Genomic DNA, 23517 nt, shown 5'->3' with positions numbered 1-23517 from the left:
AGTCGAGCCTCCAGACGGCCGCGTCATATGTTCTGGCTGGGACGAAGCTGAATCTTGATTTGTCATCGTTGGCTCTCGGCGTGAAATGGCGGATGCAAAAATAGCGCCCCAATATATGGCGGCGGCCTTGTTCGAGGCTATCGGCGCTATACCTTGCGACCTGAGCGAAAACACCTGAGACAAGGCTTTTGGCGAACGCCTATCGAGCAGGCTCGGCCCCAAGGTAAAATTACGTATGGATTTGTCCCTCCCCGCCCAGCCTGTGCCCCAGCAAGATGCCACAGCGGCCGCGCCCAGCCGGCGCAGCATTCGCGAACTCCCCGATGAACTGATCAGTCAAATCGCCGCCGGCGAGGTGGTGGAGCGGCCTGCGTCGGTCGTGCGCGAACTGGTCGACAACGCGCTCGACGCCGGTGCCACGCAGATTCAGATCAAGTTGTCGGCCGGCGGCGTGCGCGCCATCGTGATCGAGGATGACGGCCTGGGTATCCCGGTCGACGAGCTGCCGCTGGCGCTGAAGCGCCATGCCACCAGCAAGATCCGCTCGCTCGATGATCTGGAGTCGGTCGCGACGATGGGCTTCCGAGGCGAGGCGCTGGCCGCGATCTCCTCGGTCGCCGAGATGGCCTTGCTGAGCCGCTGCGAGGGCGCCGCCCACGCGCACCGGCTCGATGCCCGCTCGGGCGAGTTGGCCCCGGCGGCGCGCTCGCGCGGCACCAGCATCGAGGTGCGCGAGCTGTTCTTCAGCACCCCGGCGCGACGCAAATTCCTGAAGACCGATGCGACCGAATTGGCGCATTGCCTGGAGGCGGTGCGCCGCCATGCGTTGGCCCGGCCCGACGTCGGCTTCACCGTCTGGCATGAAGGCAAGCTGGTCGAGCAATGGCGGATCGCTTCATCGGAGCAGCGTTTGAGCGATGTTTTGGGCGCTGAATTCTTGGCCGCCAGCCGGGCGGTGTTCTCCGAGCGCGGGCCCTTGCGTGTCTACGGCCGGGCCGGCCTGCCCGAGGCGGCGCGCAGCCGTGCCGACATGCAATATGTCTATGTCAACGGTCGCTTTGTGCGCGACAAGTTGATTGCGCACGGCATCCGCTCGGCCTATGAAGATGTCTTGCACGGCCATCGCCAGCCCAGCTATGTGCTCTTCATCGAGATCGCGCCCGACCGGGTCGATGTCAATGTGCACCCGACCAAGATCGAGGTGCGCTTTCGCGATGGCCGCGAGATTCATCAGCAGGTGCGCTATGCGGTGCAGGATGCGTTGGCGCTGTCACGCAGCACCACTGCCGAGGCCATCGAGCCCAGCCCGGCCGAGCAGGCGCAGCAAGCGATTGCCGCCGCAGCGAGCGTGCCCGGCTATCGCCCCTCGCCCGGCAATCCGCCGGCCTGGTTTGCGCAGACGCATTCGCCGGGGCAAGTCAATGAGCCGGCGGCCGGCTATGCCAATCCAGCCTCAAGCCAGAGCTGGCGTCCGCCGATCGGCCAGGGCGCGCAGGCTTCGCTGGGGCTGGCCGAGGTGGCCACGCTCTATGGTCAGGCTGAATTCAAGCCGCAGGCAAGACCCGACCCCATGCCCGGCGCGCAGCCGGCCCTGCCCCAGCATGATTGGCCGCTGGGTCGCGCCGTCGCGCAGATCCAAGGCGTCTACGTGCTGGCCGAGAACGCCCAAGGGCTGATCATTGTCGATATGCATGCGGCCCATGAGCGGGTCGTCTACGAGCGGCTCAAGGCCAGCCTGGGGGCGGCGGCGATCGAGTCGCAGCCCTTGCTGATCCCGATCACCTTTGCCGCGACGGCGCAAGAGATTGCCGCCGCCGAGGCCCATGCGGGCACGCTGGAGCGGCTCGGCATGGATGTGGCGCCGCTGTCGGCCAAGGTCTTGGCGGTGCGGGCGCGGCCGGCGGCACTGGCCGGCGGTGATGTGGTGGAGCTGGTGCGCAGCGTGCTGGCCGAGTTGGCGCAGTTTGATGCCAGCCACGCCATCGAGCGCGCTCAGCATGAGATCCTCGCCACCATGGCCTGCCATGGTGCGGTGCGCGCCAATCGCCAGCTGACGCTGGAAGAAATGAATGGCCTCTTGCGCGATATGGAGCGCACCGAACGCGCCGATCAGTGCAATCATGGCCGGCCGACTTGGCGGCAATTGACCATGCGCGAACTTGATGCCTTGTTTTTACGCGGACGCTGAAGCTTTTGCTTGTTGCATGAAGAAATCAGCGACCGCTTTTTGTGATGGAGCCCGATATGGCCACCTTGAAATTGAACAATAAGAAAAAATCTGGCCCGAATGGTTCCAGTCGACCCGATGGCGAACGCCGCCCGCCGGTGCGCGGCAAGGGCGTTTCGCGCCCACGCCAAAGCCTGGAGCGTGCGCAAGCCGAGCGGCAAGAGCGGCAAGCGCAGTACGAGCAGCGCCAGGGAGGCTTCAATTCGGAGCGGCCGGCTTCTGCGGGTCAATTTGCTGGCTCACGCGACGAACGTGCGCGCCCGCCGGCCGGCCCCCGCCACGGTGCGCCCGAGCAGCGCGGTGGCCGCGGCGGCCCGGGTGGGCATCAAGGCAGCTATCAAGGCGGCCCGCGCCGCGACGCGGGCCCTCGGCGTGACGAAGGCCCTCGCTACGAGGACCGTCGCCCACAGGGCAACTACGACCGGCCGAACGACTATGACTCGCGCGGCCCACGCGGCCCACGCGATGAGGCTCCGCGTTATGAGGAGCGCCGCCCCGGCGGCTATCAAGGCCAGCGGCCGAATGAGCGTCCGCCGATGCGGGATTCACGGGATTCACGGGATTTCCGAGATTCACGCGATCAAGCGCCTCGTTTCGACGAGCGCCGTCCGCAATACGACCGGCCGCGTCAGGATCAGCAAGGCTATAGCGAGCAGCGCCCACGTCAGCAGTATCAAGGCGGCGGTGGCGGTGGCTACAACGCGCCGCGCGAACAAGGTTCTTACCGGCAAGACCCTCGCGAGCAGCAGCAATATCAGCAACAGCGGCCGCGCTATGAGGACCGTGGCCAGGGTGGCTATCGCGGGCAAGGCGAGCAAGGTGGCCAAGGCGGCTTCAATCAACAGCAGCGCGAAGAGCCGGGGCAAAGCAACTTCACCCGCCAGGATCAGCGCCGCGCCAGCGGCCCCAGGCCTGGGCAGTCACGTGAGCCATCACGGGGCCCGACCTCCCCTTCAAGCTATTCCCAGGCCGCTGCTCGCCAACTGCCCGAGCATTTGCGCGCGGCCGCCGCTCAACTGAGCCGTCAGCTCGGCGATGACGACGAGGATGAAGATTGTGTGGACTCGCGCGACGAGGGCGTGCGTCTGTCCAAACATATGGGCGTGCTCGGCATGGCCTCGCGCCGTGAAGCGGACGAGTGGATCGCCGCCGGCTGGGTGCGCGTTGACGGCAAGATGGCGGTGCTGGGCCAGCGCGTGCTGCCGGGCGTCAAGATCGAGGTCGATCAACTGGCCAACAAGGAGCAGGCCAAGCGCGTCACCATCCTCTTGCACAAGCCGATCGGCTGGGTCTCGGGCCAGGCCGAAGACGGTTATGAGAACGCGTCCACCTTGATCAAGTCCGACAGCCATTGGGCGGAAGACACGTCCGGCATCAAATACCACCTCGGTCACAGCCGTGGCTTGGCACCGGCCGGGCGCCTGGACATCGACTCGACCGGCTTGCTGGTGTTGACCCAAGACGGCCGCATCGCCAAGCTCCTGATCGGCGAAGACTCCAAGATCGAGAAGGAATATCTGGTGCGGGTCGAGTACCACGGCCGCGACGGCGTCAAGAGCGCCGATGGCAGCTTCCCGGCCGCCGATATGGCCCTGCTCAACCATGGCCTGGAATTGGACGGCGTTCAGTTGAAGCCGGCCAAGGTCAGCTGGGCGAATGAGGACCAGCTGCGCTTTGTCTTGCGCGAAGGCCGCAAGCGCCAGATCCGCCGCATGTGCGAGCAGGTCGGCCTGAAGGTGGTGGGGCTCAAGCGCGTGCGCATCGGGCGCATCAACTTGGGCAATTTGCCGGTCGGCCAATGGCGATTCCTGACGCCTTGGGAGCGCTTTGATTGATGATGGCGCAAGCAAGTCGATGGGGATTTAAATGAACCTGACCCCATTTAAGAGTCCGATTTGTCTGGCCGGGCCGACCGGCACGGGCAAGACGGCGTTTGCGCTGGAGATCGCGCAGGTCTTGCCGGTGGAGATCATCAGCGTCGATTCTGCCTTGGTCTACCGGGGCATGGATATCGGCACGGCCAAGCCGAGCGCGGCCGAGCAGGCCGCGGTGCCGCATCATTTGATCGACCTGATCGACCCGCTGGACGCCTATTCGGCCGGTCAGTTCGTCATCGCGGCCAAGCGAATTGCCGGCGAGGTGCTGGCACGTGGACGCCTGCCCTTGTTGGTCGGCGGCACCATGCTTTATTTCAACGCGCTGCGCACCGGCTTGAGCGAGATGCCGCAGGCCGACCCCGCACTGCGGGCCGAGTTGGACGCGCGCGCGGCCGAACTCGGCTGGCCGGCCCTGCATGCCGAATTGGCAAGACTTGACCCCATCACGGCGGCGCGTCTGGCGCCAAATGACTCACAGCGCATTCAACGTGCGCTGGAGGTATGCCAGTTGGCCGGCAGGCCCATGAGCGATCTGCACCAGCAGCGCGACGGCGGCGTCGACTGGCCGATGATTTCGCTCGAGCCCAATGATCGCGGCTGGTTGCACCGGCGTCTGGCGGAGCGCTTCGAGTTGATGTTGAAGCAAGGCCTGCTCGATGAGGTGCGCGCCTTGCGCGCACGCGGCGACTTGAACCCGGAACTGCCCTCGATGCGCTGCGTCGGCTACCGCCAGGCCTGGGAAGCGCTGGAGTCGAACGACTTCAAGGACCTGGCCGAGCGCGGCACCATCGCCACCCGCCAATTGGCCAAGCGCCAGCTGACCTGGTTGCGCGCCAGCCCGCAGCGCCATGTGATCGCCTGCGATGACCCACAGGCAAAGCTGCATCTGCTGGCCTGCCTGCAGCGCTTGCTGACGACTAGTCATGCCGGTACTTGAGGCCTTTGGCTTGGCCAAAAGCTATGGCGCGACGCCGGTCTTTGCCAGCATAGATTTGTGCCTGCAGGCCGGCGAAATGGTCGCGTTGCTGGGCGAGTCGGGTTCGGGTAAATCCACCTTGCTGAATTGTCTGGCCGGGCTGGACGAACCCAGCGCCGGCCGCATTCGCCTTGCCAGCGCCGTACTGACCGACTTGAACGAGAGCGAGCGCGCGCTGTTGCGGCGCCAGCATCTGGGCTTTGTCTTCCAGGCCTTTCACGTCTTGCCACATTTGAGCGTGGCGGCCAATGTCGGCCTGCCGCTGCTGCTCTTGAAGCGCCAGAACCCACGGCGCGTGCAAGCGATGCTGGACGCGGTGGGCCTGGGCGATCTGGGTGCCCGTATGCCGCGCCAGTTGTCCGGCGGCCAATTGCAGCGGGTCGCAATTGCGCGTGCGCTGGTGCACCGCCCTGCCCTGGTCTTGGCGGATGAACCGACCGGCAATCTCGATGCCCGCAACGCCGCAACGGTGCTCGATTTGCTGCTGGAGCAGGTCCATGCCGAGGGTTCGGCCTGCCTGCTGGTGACGCATTCAGAGCGCGCCGCAGCTCGCGCCGATCGCTGCTTGCTGATGACCGAGCAAGGCATCGTCGAACACAACGTGCAGGCACACACTTGAGCTGGTCCTGGTTGGCTCAGCTGTCTTGGCCGGCCTTGCGCCATCAGGCCGGCCGGCAACTGCTGGCGCTCTTGTCCATCACGCTCGGCGTGGCCCTGGCCTATGCGGTGCATCTGCTCAATAGCAGCGCGCTGAACGAATTCTCGAGCGCCGCCGCCAGCCTCAACGGCCGGCCCGATTTGGTGCTGCGCGGCAAGCAAGGCGCGCTGCCCGAAAGCGTCTACACCGAAGTGGCTGCGCTGCCCGGGCTGGCCTTGGTGTCACCGGTGCTGGAAGGCCATGCGCAGGCCCTTGGCTCAGATGGAAAACCCTTTGGCCTGCGCGTGATCGGGCACGATGTTTTGCAGTCGGGGGCCATGAATCCCGACCTGTTGCCGAGCAATATTTCGTCCATCGGCGCCTTGCTCGACCCCCGGCATTTGTCCCTGAATCCGGCAGCAATGGCCCGTTTGCCCCCCGATGCCAAGCAACTGAACCTGCGCGCCGCCAACGCCTCGGGTGCGGCCGCAAACCTCGACTTTGCAGTCGGTCCCGGCGTCGGCGCGGCGGGCTCACCGCTGGCGGTGCTTGATTTGGCGGGGGCCCAGCAATTGCTCGGTCGCATCGGCGAGTTGGACCGCATCGATCTGCGCCTTGAAGTCGGCCAGTCGGCCGAGCAATGGCTGCGCCAAAACCCCTTGCCGCCCGGCGCAAGCGCCGCCCCTCCGCCCGACGAAGCTTCGCGCCTGGGCGCCATGACGCGCGCCTACCGAGTCAACTTGGGCGTCCTGTCCCTAATGGCTTTGTTCACCGGTAGCTTCCTGGTCTTTGCGGTGATGTCTCTTTCGGTCGCGCAACGTCAGCCTCAATTGGCCTTGTTGGGCGTGCTGGGCATGAGCGCAAAAGAGCGGGTCGGGCTGATCATCAGCGAGGGCTTGGGCCTGGGCTTGCTGGGGAGTTTGGCCGGCTTGGCGTTGGCTTATGCCCTAGCCATACTCGGCCAACAAATGCTGGGCGCCGATCTCGGCATCGGCGTCGGCAAGCACGCGAGTCAAGGCTTGGCCTTGGACGCCGAGCAGATTCGAGCCGCCGCCCTCTTCGGGGCCCTGGGCCTCTTGGTCAGTTTGGCGGCAACGGCCTTGCCCGCCTGGAGCGTGCGCCGCATGCCGGTCGCGCAAGTCCTGCGGGGCCTGGGCAATCAGCTAGAGCCGGCCTTACCGACTTGGCTGGGGCCCGCGCTGCTGGTGACGGGCTTCGCCCTCGCCTTCGTGCCGCCGCTGCCGCAATGGCCCGATCTGCCGCTGGCCGCCTATGCGGCGATGTTCTTCCTGCTGCTGGGCGGCATCGCCTGCGTGCCGGTCTTGCTGCGCTGGGCTCTCGGCTTGCTGGATTGGTTGCCGCAAGGATTGAGCGACTCCGCCACCGTCGCGCTGGTGCGCGAGCGCGCCCGCGATCAATCCGCCGAGGCCAGCCGCGCCTTGGCCGGGGTCTTGGTGGCCTTGAGCCTGTCGGTGGCGATGCTGGTGATGGTGGGCAGCTTTCGAGACTCTTTGCATAGCTGGTTGGCGCAGATGCTGCCGGCAGATTTCTATGTGCGCTCAAGCCTGCGCCTGCAAGCGGGCCAGGGGGCGCCGCTGCCGCCCGGCTATGCGGACGCGGTGCGAGCCAGCGGCTGGGCCGAAAAAGTCGCGGGGCAACGCAGCGCCTTGGTTTGGATAGAAGGCCATGGCGACGCCATCGACTTGATGGCCCGCGCTGTTCAAGAGGATCAACTCCCCTTGGCCGGGCCGCTGGCTGCCGCTTTGGATCGCTCGGAGAACGCCCTGCCCATCTATATCAATGAGCATCTGCGCGATCAATTGCGGCTGCGGCCTGGCCAGGCATTGAGCCTGCGCTTGACGCCCGCTGGCCCAACTCAGGCCGTGTTTGTACGCGGCGTCTGGCGCGACTATGCCCGCCAGAGTGGCGCGCTGATGCTGCCATTGAGCGACTACCGGCGCTGGAGCGGCGACCCGCAATTGACCGAGCTCTATGTCTGGTTGAAGCCCGGCATCGCCTCGGCAGACGCCGGTGTAAAGCTGAAGGCCTTGCAAAAAACGAATCCCGAGGACTTGGAGTTTGCGGCGGTTGGCGAACTCAAGACCATGTCGCTGCGCATCTTTGACCGCAGCTTTGCCGTCACCCATTGGCTGCAGGCGGTGGCATTGGGCATCGGCTTGTTCGGCATCGCCGCCAGCCAATCGGCGCAGGTCTTGGCGCGTCGGCGCGAGTTCGGCCTATTGCTGCATTTGGGGCTGACACGCGCCGATGTGCTGCGCCTGCTGGCGCTCGAGGCGGCGCTGCTCAGCGGCGTAGGTGCCTTGGCCGGTTTGGGCTTGGGTCTGGCCTTGAGTGCGATCTTGGTCTGGGTCGTCAACCCGCAGAGCTTTCACTGGAGCATGGACATCAGCCTGCCCTGGCCTCGCTTATTCGCCTTGCTGGGCGCGGTGTTTCTGGCCGGTCTATCGGCGGCGATGCTGGCGGCCTGGCGCGCTACCGGCGCCGACGTGGTGCAGGCGGTCAAGGAGGACTGGTGATGCCGGCATCAAGTAATTTGCGCCGCCGCTCGCTGCTGCAAACGATAGGCCTAGCCGCCGCACCGGCGGGTTTAGCCCAGGCTCAGGCCCAAGGCCTGCAATTCCCGCGCGACTTTGGTGCCCATCCGGCCCAGCGCCTTGAGTGGTGGTATCTGACCGGCGTGTTGAGCGAGGCCAAGCAAGGGCCGCCGCGCTTTGGCTATCAGCTGACCTTCTTTCGCCTCTTGGGCCCGGCGCCGACGGACCATCCGAGTCGCTTTGCCGCACGTCACCTGCTGCTCGCCCATGCCGCCATCAGCGATCTGGGCGCCGGAAAACTGCACCACGACCAACGCCTGGCGCGCGCCGGCATGGCCGTGGCCGAGGCCAGCGAAGCCGACACCGATGTGCATATACGCGATTGGACTCTGCGCCGTGATGCGGCCGGCTACCGCGCCAGCCTGCGCAGCCCGGCGGCCGGTTTCGCGCTCGATTTGCGCCTGCAAGCCAGCCAAGCGCCGCTGCTGCAAGGCCAGCAAGGCCTGTCCCGGAAGGGTCCTGACCCCGCGCAGTTCAGCCATTACTACAGCCAGGTGCAACTGCAAACCGAGGCTCGGTTGCAACTCAAGGGCAAGCAGTTCGAGCTGAGTGGCCGCTCCTGGCTTGACCATGAGTGGAGCGATAACTTGCTCGGGCGCAGCGCTGCGGCCGAACAAGCCGTCGGCTGGGATTGGGCCGGCATCAACTTGGCCGATGGCGGAGCGCTGACCGTCTTCAGGCTGCGCCGTGCCGATGGCTCGCAGCTTTGGGCGGGCGGGAGTTGGCGGGCCCCAAGCGGCGTGACCGTCGACTTCGCGCCTACGGACGTCAAGATGACGCCGAGCCGGCATTGGCTCAGCCCTGACAGCGGGGCCAACTACCCGGTCGAATGGCAGATCAGCACGCCAATGGGAAGCCAAGTTCTGCGCGCCCTGCTCGACCCTCAAGAAATCGATGCCCGCGCCAGTACCGGCATGCGCTATTGGGAGGGGGCGAGCGAGTTGCTGACGCTCGCTGGCAAGCGCCTGGGTCTTGGTTACCTGGAAATGACGGGTTATGCCGGCGCCATGAAACTGCTGCAGTCTGCGGACTAGTTCAGCGCTTGAGCTCGGCCGGCCGGCCCGGCCTGCTCGGCCTATTCGAACTTGCCGCGTCACCAGCCCGCACGCAATTTCGCCCTGATTCCTTGGCGGCCTGCAAGGCCAGTTCGGCCGCGTTGACGAACTGGTCAAGCTCGCCATGATCGGCTTGCAGCGCAGCGACGCCCAAGCTGACGCTGACCGGAATGCATTGTCCGTTCCAGCAAAAATCAAGCCCTTCGACCCGCTCGCGAATCCTCTCGGCCACATCCAGAGCACCCAAGGGATCGGTATGCGGCAAAAACAGCATGAACTCCCCACCACCAAATCTGGACAGCACATCGCCTTGGCGCAGCGTTTCGCTGCTCGCCTCGGCAATCTGGCGCAAAAGCATGTCGCCGCAGCGATGACCAAAGCTGTCATTGACGCTTTTGAAATGATCGACGTCGAGCAGCACCAAGGCACAAGTCGTCTCGTAGCGCCGCGCCAACGCCCATTCGCGCTCGATCAAATTGAGAAAGGCGCGCCGGTTGACCACGCCGGTCAAGGCATCCATGTCGGAGCAGCGTTTCAATTGCTGCAGCGACTGTTCGAGTTGAGCATGCAAACTCAGAAACATCGCACCCAGCAAGCTGCCGACACCGAGCGCCGCCATGCCGGCGCAAATCGCCGCAACCGTGCGATCACCATAGCCCAGAAGAGAAACCAGCAACTGCGACAAGGCCAAGGCCATCAGCAAGACCAGCGCACAAAATAGCAGCAGCGCATAGCGTGGCCCCAGACGCTGAACCCATCGATTCAGCTCCGGCAACCAAGCTGGAGGCGTCAATTCTTTAAACATGTGCGATTAGTAACCCAAAGTTCACTCGTGTTATTTCACCACAGGCAATGCACAAGGGATAACCCTTTGCGAAACGGTATGCGCTGTTTCGCTTGAAACCAAGCTTGTTATTTATCAAATTCAACGACTTCCGCTTGAATCAGAATTTGACAAAGATATGACAACATCAAGCCAACCGGCCTAGAACAAGGAGACCAAAATGCACAACATCAATGACAGCCAAGGCAGCAAGGGCAACCGCGAAAGCATTTGCCTGTCTAGCCTGGAGCTCACCGTCGAGCAGATCCTGCAGCGGGTGCGCGGCGACATCGTGATGGCCATACCCTTGGGCCTGGGCAAACCGAACCCACTGGTGAACGCCTTGTATCGACGTATCGCCGCCATGCCCGAGCGTCGGCTGAAACTATTTACCGCGCTGTCGCTCGAGAAACCGCAGGGCAAGTCGACGCTGGAGGCGCATTTCCTGGAGCCGCTGGTGGAACGGGTATTTGGCGACTACCCGGACTTCGACTATGTGAAGGCCTTGCGAGCCGGCACGCTGCCGCCCAATATCGAGGTCCATGAGTTTTTCATGAAGACCGGTGACTACTTGGGCAATGCCGTCGCGCAGCAAGGTTTTGTCTGCACCAATTACAGCTTCGCGGTGCGCGACATGATGTCGCACGGTGTCAATGTGATTGCCCAGGCCGTCGCGAGCCGGCTGGGCGGCGATGGCAAGACCCAGCTGTCTTTGTCCTGCAACCCCGACCTCACCTTCGATTTGATCGAGCGTATGCAAGCGCAAGGGCGGCCCTTGCTGGCGGTGGCAATGGTCAACCACGAGTTGCCTTTCATGCCCGGCAGCGCGGTCGCACCGGCCGGTCTGTTCGACCTGGTGCTGGACGGCCCCGGTTGCAGCCACACAATTTTCGCGCCGCCCAATGCGTCCATCACCTGGGCCGATTACGCGATCGGCCTGCATGCGGCCAGCCTGGTGCCGGACGGCGGGACCTTGCAGATCGGCATTGGCTCGCTCGGCGATGCGATTGCCCAGGCCTTGATCGTGCGCGACGCCCAACCCGAGGCCTTCGCCAACATTCTCGGCCCGCTCTGCCATGGCGATCTGAGCGGGCGCGAGATCGGCAAGTTCGAGCAAGGCCTGTATGGCTGCTCGGAGATGTTCGTCAACGGTTTTATGCGCTTGATCGACGCCGGGCTGATACGCCGGCGCGTCTTCAATGACATCGATCTGCAAGAGTTGGCGCTGCAAGGCCGCGTCCAAGAAACGCCTGGCCTGCAAGTCTTGCAAGACTTGCTGCAGCGCGGCCGTATTGCCTCGCCGCTGCGCGCATCGGATATCGACTATCTGGTCAAGCATGGGCTGTTCAAGGCCGGCGTGAGCGCGCTTGGGGGTCAACTCTTGCTGGATGAGACAAGCATCCGCAATGATCTGAGCGATGCCGGCGCCTTGGCCGCCATCGAGCAGCATTTACTGGGGCCACGCTGGTTGGGCGTCGCCATCATGCATGGCGGCTTCTTCCTGGGGCCGCGCGACTTCTATCAGCGCCTGCGCGATCTGCCCGAGCAGCAACTCGGCTTGATCGACATGACCCGCATCGGCTTCATCAACGAGCTGTTCGGGGATGCCCAGGGCAGCGAGGCGTTGAAGCGGGCGCAACGCGCCAAGGCCCGCTTAATGAACACGACGATGAAGGTGACGCTGCTGGGCGCGGCGTCTTCCGACGGCATGGAATCGGGGCAGATGGTGTCGGGTGTCGGCGGTCAGTACAACTTCGTCGCCATGGGGCATGCGTTGCCGGATGCGCGCGGCATCCTGATGCTGCGCTCAACCCATGACAACGTTGATGGTCTGCGCAGCAATATCGTTTGGAGCTATGCCAACTGCACCATTCCGCGCCATCTGCGCGACATCGTCATCACCGAATATGGCGTGGCCGACCTGCGCGGCTGCACCGACGCGGAATGCGTGAAGCGCCTGTTGGCCATTGCCGATTCCCGCTTCCAGACCGCACTGATGCATGAAGCAAAGGCGCATGGCAAGTTGGAGGCGGATTACGACATCCCCCCCAGCGCCCGCCAAAACAGCCCCGAAATGCTGCGCGAGCAGCTGCGGCCTTGGCGCAATAGCGGCGTGCTGCCCGACTTCCCGTTTGGTACCGATCTGACCGTCGACGAACTCACCATCGTGCGGGCGCTGAAAAAGCTCAAGCATGCCAGCCAGCACCCGGTTGAATTGGTCGGCATGATTTTGCAAAGCCTGGGCAGCGAAAAGCCGGTGCCGACGGCCTATCTGGAGCGGCTCGGCTTGGCCGACGCCAAGAGTTTCAAAGATCTATTTGTGCGCAGGCTGTTCGCCAGCAACCTTTAGAAGTCTGAACTTTCATGGGCCGCATACACTGCGGCCCATGCCAAAAAACCAAGCAAATCCCGCCATCAAGACCGGCAACCCTCGCTCACTCAGCGGCTTGATGCCTTTTCTGCGGCCCTACCGTGGCCGTATCTTGATCGCCCTGCTGTTCTTGCTGTTGGCCGCGATGGCCACGCTGGCATTCCCGCTCGCCTTGCGCGGGCTGGTCGACCAAGGCATGGGCGGCGGCAGTGGTGGCAGCAGCAGCGGCAGTAACAACGGCGAGCGCCTGATGGCGATGCGCGAGCATTTTCTGGCGCTGTTTGCGGTCGGTGCGGCGCTCGGCCTGTTCTCGGCGGCGCGCTTTTACAGCGTCACCTGGCTGGGCGAACGGGTCACCGCCGATCTGCGCAATGCCGTCTATGGCCATGTCTTGAAGCAAAGCCCCGAGTTCTTCGAGACCACCCAGACCGGCGAGGTTTTGAGCCGCATCACCACCGACACCACCGTCGTTCAGACCGTCGTCGGTTCGAGCTTTTCGATGGGCTTGCGCAGCACCGTGATGGGCATAGGCGCGATGGGCATGTTGATCGCCACCAACCCGGTGGTGATGACGCAGGTGCTGGGGATTCTGGTCTTTGTGCTGCTACCGGCGATCTTCTTCGGCCGCCGGGTGCGCAAGCTCAGCCGCTCGGCCCAAGACCGCGTGGCAGACACCAGCGCGATTGCCGCCGAGGTCTTGAACGCCGTGCCGGTGGTGCAGAGCTATACGCAGGAAGCCGCGGAAACAAGGCGATTCGCGCTCGCCAGCGAGAACGCGTTCGACACCGCCCGCAAACGCGCGCTGGTTCGCTCGGGTCTGGTTGCCTTCATCATCACCGCCACTTTTGGCGCGCTGCTGTGGGGCCTCTACCAGGGCACGCAGGCGGTGTTGGCCGGCAATATCACCGCCGGTCACCTGGGCCAGACCATCGTTTATGTGATCTTGCTGGTCAGCAGCGTGGCGGTGCTGGCCGAGGTTTACGGCGATGTGCTGCGCGCGGCCGGTGCGACCGAGCGACTGATGGAGTTGCTGGCCAGCCAATCGGCCGTGGCCGAGCCGCAAGCACCGCTGGCCTTGCCGACGGTGGCCGGCGGCACCGGACTGAGTTTGCAGGGGGTGAGTTTCAACTACCCTTCTCGGCCCACTCAAGCCGCTCTGCAGGACTTTGATCTCGACATCAAGCCGGGCGAAACCATTGCCCTGGTCGGCCCCAGCGGCGCGGGCAAAAGCACGGTGTTTCATTTGCTCTTGCGTTTTTATGACGCGCAGACCGGCAGCATTCGCCTGAACGGTGTGCCGTCCGATCAGATCAGCCTGACGACGCTGCGCGCGGGCGTAGGCCTGGTGCCGCAAGACAGCGTGATCTTCTCGACCAGCGCCCTGGAGAACATCCGTTATGGTCGACCCGAAGCCAGCGATGCCGAGGTCATCAAGGCGGCCGAGGCGGCCTTTGCCGACGAATTCATCCGCCGCCTGCCCGAGGGCTATTCGACCTTTCTGGGCGAGCGCGGCGTGCGTCTGTCGGGCGGTCAGCGCCAACGCATCAGCATTGCCCGCGCGATGCTGAAAAACCCACCGCTTTTGCTGCTGGACGAAGCAACCAGCGCACTCGATGCCGAGAGCGAGCGCATGGTACAGGCGGCGCTTGAAGCGGCGATGCAGCACCGCACCACCTTGGTGATCGCACACCGACTGGCGACGGTGCAGCGCGCCGACCGCATCGTCGTTATGGAGCATGGCCGCATCGTTGATATCGGCACACATGCCGAGTTGACGGCACGCGGCGGGCTCTACGCACGGCTGGCCGCACTGCAGTTTGATCTGCAGCCGGCCGCCGACACCATCGCAATCTAAGGCGACTTGCTCGGCGCCGGCCCGGCCAGCGGGAACTTGGCGAAAGCGGACTTGACGGCCGTGTTGATGCTGCTCTGCAACTGATCCAGATCTTTTTGGGTGACGCTGTCCGTCACCACGCCTTCCCAGATCAACTGCTTGCGCGCCGCATCAATCACGTCGATATTCAGCGTGCCTTCGGTATAGCTGCTGACCCGGCTCTGGTCGGCATACATCGGCCAGGCCGAATACATGCCGACGCGGTAGCCGTAGTAGCCCGAAATCGGCGGTGGTGGCATTGCGCTGCTGACGCGCATTTTTTCATTCAAAGAGGCATTGAAATTGATCAGCAGTTGCGGGTTTGCGCTCACAAGACGCAGGCCGCGGGCCTCCATTTCGGCTTGCGTCGCCGCCTTCAGATGCTGGCTGACGATGCTTTGATAGCCCCCGCGGTCGGTGCCCAAGGGCTCGACAAAGCCGTAGGTCTTGAACTGGCTGAACTCGACCGTCTTGTCCTGGCTGACGCGGACCTCGGGGCCGCTGGCGCAGCCGCTCAGGTCCAGCAGCAAGGCCGTCAAGCCCAGGGTCAGGAGTCTTGCTTTGAGTGAGAATTTCATTTCGATCTTCCTTCCTTTTTTGTCTCGGTGATTTGGCGAGCAAGTCACCTGCTCGGTGTCCGTCGGTTTGATCCATGGGGTTAACCCATCTTGGCCGGGTCTGAGCATGCCGTATATGCTAACTGAACAGGCCCGCTGCCCATTGGAGCTGCCGGTGTAGGCAAACAGATGTGCAAGCACGGTCGATTTTCGTGCGGCCTCCGTCCACGAATTGGCAGCAGAGAAAGATACAAAACCATGCAAAAGTACCTGGGCCTGATCAAGCTCGTGTCGACGCCCTTGTTATTGACCTTGGTGCTGAGTGCTTGCCAGAAGAAGGCGCCGCCTGCCCCGCCCAAGCCGCCGCCGGCCGAGGTACGGGTCGTCGCTTCGCGCTCGGAGACCGTGCCGGTGGTGAATGAATATGTCGGCCGTGTCGCTGCATTTCGCTCGGTCGAGGTGCGCGCGCGGGTCGAGGGCATTCTGGAGCAACGCCATTTCGTCGAAGGCAGCGAGGTCAAAAAAGGCCAATTGCTTTACACGATAGACCCGACGCCTTACCGCATTGCCTTGAACGACGCCGTGGCCGACCAGGCCCGGTCGGCCGCCAATCTGGCCAGCGCCCGATCGAAAGAAAAACGCCTGGCGCCGCTGATCAAGGAGAACGCGATCAGCCAGCAAGACTATGAAGACGCGGTCACCGCCGTCAAACAGACCGAGGCGCAGTTGGCGGTCTCCGCCGCTAACGTCGAACGCGCGCAGACCAATCTCGGCTACACCAAGGTCTTGGCGACCGAGTCGGGCAAGATCGGCGCGGCCTTGGTGCCCGAGGGCCGCTTGGTCGGGCGCGGCGAGTCCACCCATTTGACGACGGTCGACCGGCTCGATCAGGTCTATGTCAATTTCAACGTCGCCGACCGCGACGCGCTGATCCTGCGCCGCGAGTTGAGTACGGGCAGGGTCAAGGCGGGCGCCGGCACCGGCAGCGCGCAGGCGCGCATCTTCCTGCCCGATGGCAGCGAGTTCGAGCGCAGCGGCAAGCTCGATTTCTCCGAGTCGCAGGTCAACCCCAGCACCGGCACCATCACGCTGCGGGTGGTGATGCCCAACCCGAGTCAGAAACTCTTGCCCGGCATGTATGTGCGGGTGGTCTACACCTCGGGCGAGCGGCCCAACACGATTCTGATCCCGCAAAAAGCCGTCACCAAAACGCCGACCGGCCATGTGGCCTGGGTGGTCGGGCCCGAAAACAAGGTCGAGCGCCGCGATCTGGTGGTGGGCGAATGGCTGAAGAACGACTGGATCGTCGAGAAGGGCCTGGGCGCGGGCGAGTCGGTCGTGGTCGAAGGCCTGCAGCGCTTGCAGCAAGGCGCCACGGTCAAGCCCTCGCCTTGGGCAGCCGCAGCACCCGCCTCCGCTGCCGCACCTTAAGCCGGGAGCCTCAGAATGGGATTCTTCGTCAAGCGTCCGGTCATGGCGACCGTCATCGCGCTGCTCTTCATGCTGATCGGCATTCTGGCCAGCACGCAGCTCGCGGTGGAGCAATACCCTAACGTCGCACCCCCGCAGGTGCAGATCAGCGCCGTCTACCCCGGCGCCAGCCCCGAGACCCTGGAGACCACCGTTGCCGCGCCGCTGGAGCGCGAGATGAACGGCATCAGCGGCCTGCTTTATATGCAGAGCACCAGCTCGGCCAGCGGCAGCATGCAGCTGCAGATCTTCTTCCAGCCCGGCACCGATCTGGATCTGGCCGCCGTGGAAGTGAACAACCGCGCCAAGCGGGTCGAGTCGCTGCTGCCGCAGGAGGTGCTGCGCAACGGCCTGCGGGTGGACAAGACCAATCCGCAGATCCTGCAAGTGCTGGTACTGCAGTCGGATGACCCGCGCTTTGATCGCACCTATATCGCCAATCTGGCCAATAGCCAGGTCATCAATGAGCTCAAGCGCCTGCCCGGTGCCGGCGATGTGAGCTTGTTTGCCGCGCCCTATGCCATGCGCTTGTGGCTGGACCCGGACCGGCTCTCCAAGTACCGGCTTACTTCAGCGGATGTCGGCAACGCGGTGCGCGAGCAGAACCAGAATTTCGCCGTCGGCGAGATCGGCCAGTCGCCCGCCGACAGAGGCCAGACCCTGACCTTCCCGGTCCAAACGGCCGGCGGCCTGACCGATGTGGAGCAGTTCAAGAACATCGTCATTCGCGCGCAGGCCGACGGCTCGGTGGTGAGGGTGCGCGATGTCGCAAGGGTCGAACTGGGCGCAGATGACTATCAGTTCGAGTCGCGTTTGAACGGCAAACCGGCCGTCGCCATCGGTGTCTATCTGAGCCCGGGCGGCAATGCGCTGGAGCTGTCCAAGGCCTTAAGAATCAAGATGGATCAGCTGACGGCCTCCTTCCCGCGCGAAATCAAATGGACCATCAGCTACGACACCACCAAGTTTGTCACCGCCTCGGTGGAGTTGGTGGTGCACACCTTCATCGAAGCCTTCATCCTGGTCTTGGTAGTGGTCTATCTGTTTCTGGGCAGCATGCGCGCCACCATCATCCCGCTGCTGGCGATTCCGGTCTCCATCGTCGGCACCATGGCCGGCCTGCTCTTGGCCGGCTTCTCGATCAATATGCTGACGCTGTTCGGTCTGGTGCTGGCGATCGGCATCGTCGTCGATGACGCGATCGTCGTCGTCGAGGCGGTCGAAAAGATCATGCATGACGAACACCTGGACGCCACCAGCGCGGCCATCAAGGCGATGCAAGGCATTGGCGGCGCCATCGTCGGCGTGACGGCGGTGATCTGTGCGGTGTTCGTGCCGATCGCCTTTCTGGGCGGCGTCACCGGCACGCTCTACAAGCAGTTCGCCATCACCATCACCTTCGCCACCCTGCTGTCGGCGATCACGGCGCTGACGCTAACGCCGGCGCTGTGCGCATTGATCCTCAAACCGGGGGTCAAGAAGCTCAAGCCGATTCAGATCTTCGACCGCTTTTTCGAGCGCGTCACCGGCGGCTATGTGGCCGGCGTCAAGCTGCTCCTGGCTCGCAAGCTACTGGCCTGGGGGCTGTACGGCGGCATGATCGCCGGCGTGATCTTTTTGTTCGGCGCCATCCCCGGCGGCTTTGTGCCCGAGGAAGACAAGGGCTCGATCTTTGTCGCGGTGGACTTGCCCGCAGGCGCCTCACCCGAGCGCACCCGCGAGGCCTTGATCAAGGCCGAGAAGATTCTGGCCAGCGAAGACTCGATCCGGGACGCCACCGCGATTCTGGGCTTCTCGATCTTTTACCGCTATGCCAACCAGGCTTTTATCTTCGCCACGCTCAAACCCTGGGCCGAGCGCAACACGCCCGAGACGCAGGTGGCCGGCCTGCTCAAGCGCCTGAATGGCAAGTTGGCCACCATCACCGAAGCGCGGGTCTTTGCGCTCAACGAGCCGCCGATTTCCGGTATGGGCAATGTGGCGGGCTTCGATATGCGCCTGGTCTCGCTTGACGGTGACCGCGCCAAGCTCAATGCCGCCACGCAGGCCCTGGTCGGCGCCGCCGCCAAGGACGAGCGCCTGGTCGGCAGCCGCAGCGTGGCCGCGCCCGAGGTGCAGACGCTGTTCCTGGATGTGGACCGCAACAAGGCCAAGTCGCTGGGCGTGTCGGTGCCCGATCTTTATGCCACGGTGGGCACCTTGATGGGCTCCAGCTTCATCAACCAGTTCACCGCCTTTGGCACCAATCTGAAGGTCAAGATGCAGGCCGAGCAGTCTTTCCGTTCGGACCCGGCCGCGCTGGAGCGCTTTCAGCTGCGCAATGGCGCGGGTGAGCTGGTGCCGCTGGCGGCGCTGATGCGCACCGAATGGCGCTCGGCGCCTATCGCCCTGACGCGCTACAACGGCTACCCTTCGGTGCAGATCAATGGCGGGCCGGCCCCGGGCCGCAGCTCGGGCGAGGCGCTGGACGCGATGGAGGAGATCGCCAGCCAACATCTGCCCGAGGGTGTCGGGTTCGAATGGTCGGGCCAGTCCTTGCAGGAGCGCGCCGGAGGCTCGCAATCGGCCGGCATCTTCGCGCTCTCGCTGGTCTTTGTGTTCCTGTTCCTGGCGGCACTTTATGAGAGCTGGTCGCTGCCCGTGGCGGTGTTCCTGATCGTGCCGATCGCGATGCTGGGCGCCCTGCTGGCGCTGCTGCTGCGCGGCTCGCCCAATGATGTGTTCTTCCAGGTCAGCTTGATCACCCTGGTCGGCCTGGCGGGCAAGAACGGCATTCTGATCGTCGAATTTGCCAAGCAGCAATTCGAGGCCGGCATGCCCGTGATGGACGCCGCCATCGAAGCCGGCCGCCAGCGCTTGCGCCCGATCGTGATGACCTCGCTGGCCTTTATCCTGGGCGTGCTGCCGCTGGTCAAGGCCTCGGGCGCGGGCGCGGCGACTCAGCATTCGGTCGGCACCGGCATCCTCGGCGGCATGCTGGCCGCCACGCTGGTCGGTGTGTTCTTCACGCCGCTGTTCTATGTGGCGATGATGAGTCTGTTCAAGCCCAAACCTGAACCCAAACCAGAAAAAAGCGCGGAGGTGAAGCCATGAGGAAGTCCCCGCGCTTGACTTGGGCGGCACTCGCCATCGCCTTGCTGTGCGGCGCCTGCGCAGCGCCGTCCAAGGATCAATCGGCAGCAAGCCAGCCCTTGCAAATGCCCGCCGCCTGGAACGGGCCGGCCAACCCGGCCAGCAGCCTGGCCGAGCGGCCATTTGGTGCGGTCTTCAAGGATGCCGAGTTGGAGGCCTTGATCAAGGAGGCGTTGAGCAATAACCGCGATCTGCGCATCGCCGCACAGCGTGTCGAGTTGGCGCGGGCGCAGTGGGGCGTGCAGAATTCCGCACGCTGGCCAAGCCTGGCGGCAGACGCCGGCGCCACCCGCCAACAAGCGCCCAGCGGCTTGAGCGCGACCGAAAACCTCAGCGCCAGCAGCTACCGGCTGGGGCTGGCGATGCCGGCCTGGGAGATCGACCTCTGGGGCCGCATCGCTTCGCTGTCGGACGCTGCCTTGAGCCATCTGCGCGCCAGCGAGGCCTTGCAGCATTTTGTCGAGGTCGGGCTGGTGTCACAGGTGGCCAGCGGCTGGCTGAACCTGCTTGAATACGATCAGTCCTTGCAGATCGCCGAGCGCACCCGCGTCTCGCGGGCCGGTTCGCTGCGCATTGTCAAGCTGCGTTTCAATGCCGGGGTCGTCTCCAAGGTTGACGTGACGCAGGCCGAGACCTCGCTGGCGCAGGCCGAGGCCGCCTATGCCCAGCTGCAACTCAAGCGCGGTCTGCAAGAAAACGCCCTGTCTCAACTGGCCGGCCGCAACCCGGGCCCCTTGCGGGTCAATAAGCCGCTGAGTCAATATGAGCTGCCGCCAGCCCTGCCGGCCGGCATCCCGTCAGACCTGCTCAAGCGCCGCCCCGATGTGCGGGCCGCCGAGCTGAGCCTGGCGGCCTCACGCGCGAATGTGGACGCCGCGCGCAAGGCCTATCTGCCCAGCATCTCGCTGACCGGGTTTCTGGGCTTTATCAGCCCGCAGCTGAGCCAATTGCTGGAAGGAGACCGCCGGGCCTACACGGTCTCGCCTTCCATCACGCTGCCGCTCTTCAGCGGCGGGCGGCTGGACAGCAATTTGCAGGGCGCGCAGGCGCAGCAGGCGATCGCGCTGGAGGACTATGCCCGCACCACCCAAGGCGCGCTGCGCGAAGTGGAAGATGCCTTGCTGCGCTTTCAACGCCTGCGCGAGCAGCAGGCCGCGATGCAGACCATAGTCCGGGCCAGCCAGGAGCGACTGCGCCTGGTTGATCTGCGCTATGTCAACGGCATATCGAGTTACTTCGAGGTGCTAGATTCACAGCGCCAGTTGTTCGATGCCGAGCTGCAGCTGACCCAGCTGAGCAGCGGCACTTATGCGGCGGTGATCGAGCTGTACCGGGCCTTGGGCGGGGGGTGGACGCCGCAAGGCTAGTTGCCCGGGCGCCAATTTATGCAGCAGCTTGCGCTCAGTCCAGCACAGGTCCGACCAACAGCCACTTCCCGGCCGGCTGCGCGCAAAAGCGAAACACGCCCTCGTCGCGCTGATTGCCCCAGCTGTTTTGAATCCGCAGGCTTCGGCAGTCCTTCTCTTTGAACTTCGCCCGGGCAAGCGCGGTGACCACGCCCGAGGCCCGGCTCTTGTCGCTCTTCCACTCGAAGGTCTGACCATCGGTTTCGGCCACGACGGCCTTGTCGATCTGGGCCCGCAGCAGCGCTTGATCGGCCACACCAAAGCGGGAAAAGGCCGAATTATTCATCGCCCGCAGATTGCTATTGGCCTGCACTTGGCCGATGAGACCGACCGTTAGGCCGATGAGTAGAACTATGGCTTTGATGATGGCACCTGCGCTGCTTGTTGGACTGACCGACAGAATACCGCATCCCTTTAGAATTCCTCCCCTATGAACAGTCCCATCCAAAGCATTCATCAACGCCCGGTCCGCAGCCAGTATGAGGACTTCATGCGCCATGTCTTTGAGCATGGTGCGGCCAAGACCGACCGCACCGGCACCGGCACGCGCAGTGTGTTCGGCCAGCAACTGCGTTTTGATCTGAATGAAGGCTTCCCGCTGGTGACGACCAAGAAGGTCCACCTGAAGTCCATCATCCTGGAACTGCTGTGGTTTTTGCGCGGCGACTCCAACGTCAAATGGCTGCAAGAGCGCGGCTGCACGATCTGGAACGAATGGGCGCGCGAGGACGGCGACCTCGGGCCCGTCTACGGCGTGCAATGGCGCAACTGGCCCAAACCCGATGGTGGTCATATCGACCAGATCGCCGAGGTCGTCAAGCAGCTCAAAACCAACCCGGATTCGCGCCGCATCATCGTCAGCGCCTGGAATGTGGCCGATCTGGACCAGATGGCGCTGATGCCCTGCCATGCCTTTTTCCAATTTTATGTAGCCGGGGGCAAGCTGTCCTGCCAGCTCTACCAGCGCAGCGCCGACATCTTCCTGGGTGTGCCCTTCAATATCGCCAGTTACGCCTTGCTCACGCAGATGCTGGCCCAGCAATGCGACCTGGCCCTGGGTGACTTCATCTGGACCGGCGGCGACTGCCATATCTACAGCAACCATTTCGAGCAGGTGCGCACACAACTCGCCCGCGAGCCACGCGCCTACCCATTGATGACGATCAAGCGCCGGCCGGCCACGATCTTTGATTACGAGTTCGACGACTTCGAGCTCAGCGACTACGACCCGCATCCCGCCATCAAGGGCGCGGTGGCGGTATGAGTCGGCCCAAAATCAGCCTGATCGCGGGCGTGGCCAAGGGCGGTGCCATCGGTCGGGCTAATCAGTTACTTTGGCGCCTTCCAGAAGACCTGGCCCGCTTCAAGGCGCTGACGCTGGGCCACGCCGTCATCATGGGCCGCAAGACCTGGGACTCGCTGCCGGCCAAATTCAGGCCGCTGCCCGGCCGGCGCAATCTGGTGCTGACGCGCAATCCCGACGCGCAAGTCGACGGCGCCGAGCAGTTCGGCAACCTGGACGCGGCGCTGGCTGCCTGTGAGGGTCAGGAGCGCGTGTTCGTGATCGGCGGCGCCGAGATCTACGCGCTCGCCCTGCCCCTGGCCGACCGGTTGGAGCTGACCGAGGTCGAACAAGACTATCCGGACGCCGACAGCTTCTTCCCGGCCTGGGATAGCGCGAGCTTCAAAACACTGTCACGCGAAACAGGCATAAGCCAGGATGGCTTGCGCTACGACTTCGTTAGCTATCAACATATCTGACTCATAGAGGGAATTCAAAATGTCAGGACATGGTTTTCACGTCCATGGCCCGCATGACCATGAAATGGAACATGCGGCCCAACACGAGCCCAAGGGGATCGCCGGCAAGCTGGCGGTGCTGACCGCCATTCTGGCCACCATAGGTGCGAGCTTCTCCTATATGGGCGGGGCCACGCAGGCCAATGCCGGCCTGTACAAAAACGAGGCCGCGATCAAGAAGACCGAGGCCGCCAACCAATGGGCCTATTACCAGGCCAAGAGCAGCAAGCAGAATCTGGCCGAGTTGGCAGTGGAGTTGGTCGGCGAGGACAAAAAGGTGCGCTTCAAGGAAGACATCGAACGCTACAAGAAGGAAAAAGTCGAGATCAAGGACAAGGCCGAAAAGCTCGAAGCCGAGTCCAGCGATTGGAACCACCAAAGCGATGAGCAAATTCATCTGCATCACCGCTGGGCCCAGGCGACCACGGTCTTGCAGGTTTCGATTGCGATGGCCGCGATTGCGCTGCTGACCAAGAACCGCTGGATGACCTTTGTGACCGTCGGCTTGGGCAGCGTCGGCATCGTGCTCGGCGCATTGGCCTGGTTGCATATCTAGTGCAGTGTTGTTTGAAGGCGAAGCTAACGCCGTGGATCAGCGATCACTTGAAATTTTTCAAGGGTTTGCCCGTGATTTGCTTGCTTGAGCTGGCGAGAGCGTGGCGGGGAGCGCCATACTTCGCCAGCCCAAACCTATTCAA

Annotated in this window: 17 protein-coding genes; 14 read left to right on the top strand and 3 right to left on the bottom strand. The window is 63.8% G+C overall.

What is annotated here, in order from left to right:
* Positions 1-235: 235 nt before the first annotated feature.
* The 6 genes from mutL to LNV07_RS12685 are packed head-to-tail and all read left to right on the top strand — an operon-like array spanning position 236 to position 9366.
* Positions 236-2188, top strand: coding sequence for a DNA mismatch repair endonuclease MutL (gene mutL, locus LNV07_RS12710; RefSeq protein ID WP_263571531.1), 1953 nt, complete (start codon positions 236-238; stop codon positions 2186-2188).
* 56 nt (positions 2189-2244) lie between these two features.
* Complete coding sequence (locus tag LNV07_RS12705; protein WP_263571530.1) at positions 2245-4062, top strand: pseudouridine synthase; 1818 nt, start codon at positions 2245-2247, stop codon at positions 4060-4062.
* Between the two features lie 31 nt (positions 4063-4093).
* Positions 4094-5041, top strand: a complete 948-nt coding sequence (gene miaA / locus LNV07_RS12700; RefSeq protein ID WP_263571529.1) for a tRNA (adenosine(37)-N6)-dimethylallyltransferase MiaA — start codon at positions 4094-4096, stop codon at positions 5039-5041.
* Complete coding sequence (locus LNV07_RS12695; RefSeq protein ID WP_263571528.1) at positions 5028-5699, top strand: ABC transporter ATP-binding protein; 672 nt, start codon at positions 5028-5030, stop codon at positions 5697-5699. The genes miaA and LNV07_RS12695 overlap by 14 nt, the downstream gene beginning before the upstream one ends.
* Positions 5696-8254, top strand: coding sequence for an FtsX-like permease family protein (locus LNV07_RS12690; RefSeq protein ID WP_263571527.1), 2559 nt, complete (start codon positions 5696-5698; stop codon positions 8252-8254). The genes LNV07_RS12695 and LNV07_RS12690 overlap by 4 nt, the downstream gene beginning before the upstream one ends.
* Positions 8254-9366: a lipocalin-like domain-containing protein gene (locus tag LNV07_RS12685; protein WP_263571526.1), complete on the top strand. Its 1113-nt coding sequence runs from the start codon at positions 8254-8256 to the stop codon at positions 9364-9366. Before LNV07_RS12690 ends, LNV07_RS12685 begins: the two co-directional genes overlap by 1 nt.
* 1 nt (position 9367) lies before the next feature.
* Here LNV07_RS12685 and LNV07_RS12680 read toward each other — a convergent pair whose 3' ends face one another.
* A complete protein-coding gene (locus LNV07_RS12680; RefSeq protein ID WP_263571525.1) occupies positions 9368-10192 on the bottom strand; it encodes a GGDEF domain-containing protein in 825 nt (274 codons plus the stop codon).
* A 199-nt stretch (positions 10193-10391) separates the two neighbouring features.
* Between LNV07_RS12680 and LNV07_RS12675 the strand changes: the two genes are divergently transcribed.
* Positions 10392-12560, top strand: a complete 2169-nt coding sequence (locus LNV07_RS12675; protein ID WP_263571524.1) for an acetyl-CoA hydrolase/transferase C-terminal domain-containing protein — start codon at positions 10392-10394, stop codon at positions 12558-12560.
* Positions 12561-12597: 37 nt separating this feature from the next.
* Complete coding sequence (locus LNV07_RS12670; RefSeq protein WP_263571523.1) at positions 12598-14436, top strand: ABC transporter transmembrane domain-containing protein; 1839 nt, start codon at positions 12598-12600, stop codon at positions 14434-14436.
* Here LNV07_RS12670 and LNV07_RS12665 read toward each other — a convergent pair.
* Positions 14433-15032 carry a DUF4136 domain-containing protein gene (locus LNV07_RS12665; RefSeq protein WP_263571522.1) on the bottom strand — a complete coding sequence of 200 codons (600 nt, stop codon included), beginning with the start codon at positions 15030-15032 and terminating at the stop codon, positions 14433-14435. The two genes, LNV07_RS12670 and LNV07_RS12665, sit on opposite strands and share 4 nt — an antisense overlap.
* Before the next feature lie 237 nt (positions 15033-15269).
* On the opposite strand from LNV07_RS12665, the gene LNV07_RS12660 reads away from it, so the two are divergent.
* Genes LNV07_RS12660 through LNV07_RS12650 form a run of 3 tightly spaced genes read left to right on the top strand, consistent with a single transcriptional unit; the run spans position 15270 to position 20980 of the window.
* Positions 15270-16442 carry an efflux RND transporter periplasmic adaptor subunit gene (locus LNV07_RS12660; protein ID WP_263571521.1) on the top strand — a complete coding sequence of 391 codons (1173 nt, stop codon included), beginning with the start codon at positions 15270-15272 and terminating at the stop codon, positions 16440-16442.
* A 15-nt stretch (positions 16443-16457) separates the two neighbouring features.
* Positions 16458-19574: a multidrug efflux RND transporter permease subunit gene (locus tag LNV07_RS12655; protein ID WP_263571520.1), complete on the top strand. Its 3117-nt coding sequence runs from the start codon at positions 16458-16460 to the stop codon at positions 19572-19574.
* Positions 19571-20980, top strand: coding sequence for an efflux transporter outer membrane subunit (locus LNV07_RS12650; RefSeq protein ID WP_263571519.1), 1410 nt, complete (start codon positions 19571-19573; stop codon positions 20978-20980). The genes LNV07_RS12655 and LNV07_RS12650 overlap by 4 nt, the downstream gene beginning before the upstream one ends.
* A 34-nt stretch (positions 20981-21014) precedes the next feature.
* On the opposite strand, the gene LNV07_RS12645 is transcribed toward LNV07_RS12650, so the two are convergent.
* The gene (locus tag LNV07_RS12645) at positions 21015-21305 is read right to left on the bottom strand and encodes a hypothetical protein (RefSeq protein WP_263571518.1); all 291 of its coding nucleotides are present in this window, start codon (positions 21303-21305) and stop codon (positions 21015-21017) included.
* 165 nt (positions 21306-21470) lie between these two features.
* Here LNV07_RS12645 and LNV07_RS12640 point away from each other — a divergent pair, with 165 nt between their 5' ends.
* From LNV07_RS12640 to LNV07_RS12630, 3 genes are read left to right on the top strand one after another with little or no spacing between them, the layout of a single operon-like run.
* Positions 21471-22283, top strand: coding sequence for a thymidylate synthase (locus LNV07_RS12640; RefSeq protein WP_263571671.1), 813 nt, complete (start codon positions 21471-21473; stop codon positions 22281-22283).
* On the top strand, positions 22280-22780 hold the full coding sequence (locus LNV07_RS12635) for a dihydrofolate reductase (protein WP_263571517.1): 501 nt from the start codon (positions 22280-22282) through the stop codon (positions 22778-22780). The genes LNV07_RS12640 and LNV07_RS12635 overlap by 4 nt, the downstream gene beginning before the upstream one ends.
* Before the next feature lie 19 nt (positions 22781-22799).
* A complete protein-coding gene (locus tag LNV07_RS12630) occupies positions 22800-23375 on the top strand; it encodes a DUF4337 domain-containing protein (RefSeq protein WP_263571516.1) in 576 nt (191 codons plus the stop codon).
* Positions 23376-23517 lie beyond the last annotated feature (142 nt).

Origin of the sequence: Roseateles oligotrophus (assembly GCF_025717515.1) — a bacterium.
In the GTDB taxonomy this organism is placed as follows: domain Bacteria; phylum Pseudomonadota; class Gammaproteobacteria; order Burkholderiales; family Burkholderiaceae_C; genus Paucibacter_A; species Paucibacter_A oligotrophus.
This window is presented reverse-complemented; position numbering and strand designations above follow the sequence as displayed.

Bases quoted from the DNA above. Each gene is read 5' to 3' on its own strand.
- mutL (WP_263571531.1), top strand. From the start codon at position 236: ATGGATTTGTCCCTCCCCGCCCAGCCTGTGCCCCAGCAAGATGCCACA.
- LNV07_RS12705 (WP_263571530.1), top strand. From the start codon at position 2,245: ATGGCCACCTTGAAATTGAACAATAAGAAAAAATCTGGCCCGAATGGT.
- miaA (WP_263571529.1), top strand. From the start codon at position 4,094: ATGAACCTGACCCCATTTAAGAGTCCGATTTGTCTGGCCGGGCCGACC.
- LNV07_RS12695 (WP_263571528.1), top strand. From the start codon at position 5,028: ATGCCGGTACTTGAGGCCTTTGGCTTGGCCAAAAGCTATGGCGCGACG.
- LNV07_RS12685 (WP_263571526.1), top strand. From the start codon at position 8,254: ATGCCGGCATCAAGTAATTTGCGCCGCCGCTCGCTGCTGCAAACGATA.
- LNV07_RS12680 (WP_263571525.1), bottom strand. From the start codon at position 10,192: ATGTTTAAAGAATTGACGCCTCCAGCTTGGTTGCCGGAGCTGAATCGA.
- LNV07_RS12675 (WP_263571524.1), top strand. From the start codon at position 10,392: ATGCACAACATCAATGACAGCCAAGGCAGCAAGGGCAACCGCGAAAGC.
- LNV07_RS12670 (WP_263571523.1), top strand. From the start codon at position 12,598: ATGCCAAAAAACCAAGCAAATCCCGCCATCAAGACCGGCAACCCTCGC.
- LNV07_RS12665 (WP_263571522.1), bottom strand. From the start codon at position 15,032: ATGAAATTCTCACTCAAAGCAAGACTCCTGACCCTGGGCTTGACGGCC.
- LNV07_RS12660 (WP_263571521.1), top strand. From the start codon at position 15,270: ATGCAAAAGTACCTGGGCCTGATCAAGCTCGTGTCGACGCCCTTGTTA.
- LNV07_RS12655 (WP_263571520.1), top strand. From the start codon at position 16,458: ATGGGATTCTTCGTCAAGCGTCCGGTCATGGCGACCGTCATCGCGCTG.
- LNV07_RS12650 (WP_263571519.1), top strand. From the start codon at position 19,571: ATGAGGAAGTCCCCGCGCTTGACTTGGGCGGCACTCGCCATCGCCTTG.
- LNV07_RS12645 (WP_263571518.1), bottom strand. From the start codon at position 21,305: ATGAATAATTCGGCCTTTTCCCGCTTTGGTGTGGCCGATCAAGCGCTG.
- LNV07_RS12635 (WP_263571517.1), top strand. From the start codon at position 22,280: ATGAGTCGGCCCAAAATCAGCCTGATCGCGGGCGTGGCCAAGGGCGGT.
- LNV07_RS12630 (WP_263571516.1), top strand. From the start codon at position 22,800: ATGTCAGGACATGGTTTTCACGTCCATGGCCCGCATGACCATGAAATG.